1 protein-coding gene is annotated in these 946 nt (G+C 74.4%); it reads left to right on the top strand.

What is annotated here, in order from left to right:
• Positions 1–51: 51 nt before the first annotated feature.
• The coding region (locus AC0IVP_RS21810; RefSeq protein ID WP_471759267.1) for a GAF domain-containing protein at positions 52–946 on the top strand (895 nt) is incomplete at its 3' end.

The raw sequence follows: 946 nt of genomic DNA, 5'->3' as shown, positions 1-946 counted from the left end.
TTCGGGTGGGCCTACGGGTCGCACTGGGTCCTCGATCCGGCCGATGGGCTGTTGCACTTCTCCTCGGAGTCGGGGTCGGTGAGCGAGGAGTTCGCGCGGGTCACGGCGACCGCGACGTTCGCCCGGGGTGTGGGTCTGTCGGGGCGGGCGTGGGCCACCGGTGAGCTGGTGTTCGTGCCGGACCTGGGTCAGGTGCGCGACTGCGTGCGGGCCCCGGTCGCGCAGCGGGTGGGGGTGCGGTCGGGGGTGTGCTTCCCGATCGTGGCCGCCGGTGCGGTGGTGGGGACGATGGACTTCTTCACCACCGAGACCCTGGAGCTCGCACCGCGCCGGCTGGCCACCCTGCGTGCGATCGGGACCCTGGTGTCCCAGGCGCTGGCCCGCCTGGCTGCCGCCGAGGCCCAGGCCAAGTCCGCCCAGGACGTCGCCGCGGTCACCGAGGTGCTGCAGCAGCTGACCGCCGCCACCGACGCCGACACCGCGCTGGCCGCCGCCCTGGACACCATCCGCACCGACTTCGGCTGGGCCTACGGCTCGTTCTGGCGGGTCGACCCCGCGGCAGGGGTGTTGCGGTTCGAGCGGGAGTCCGGGGACGCCGGCCCGGAGTTCCGCGCCGTCACCCTGGCCGCGACCTTCGCCCCCGGTGTGGGGCTGTCGGGGCGGGCCTGGCAGCGCCGCGACATGGTCTTCGTGCCCGACCTGGGCGAGCTCACCGACTGCGTGCGCGCCCCCGCCGCCCAGCGCGCCGGGGTGAAGTCCGGGGTGTGCCTGCCCATCACCTCCGGTGGGCAGGTCATCGGCACCATGGACTTCTTCGCCACCTGGACCCTGGTGATGTCCCCGGGCCGGGAAGCCGCGCTGCGCAACACCGCCTACCTGCTCGGTGCCGCCCTGGACCGCATCGCCGCCACCGAGCAGCTGGCCACCGCCGGCCGGGAACTGGTCA

The sequence above is a fragment of the Klenkia sp. AC732 genome (genome assembly GCF_979256525.1).
Note: the sequence above shows the minus strand (reverse complement) of the source record. Positions and strands in the feature narration are given on the sequence as shown.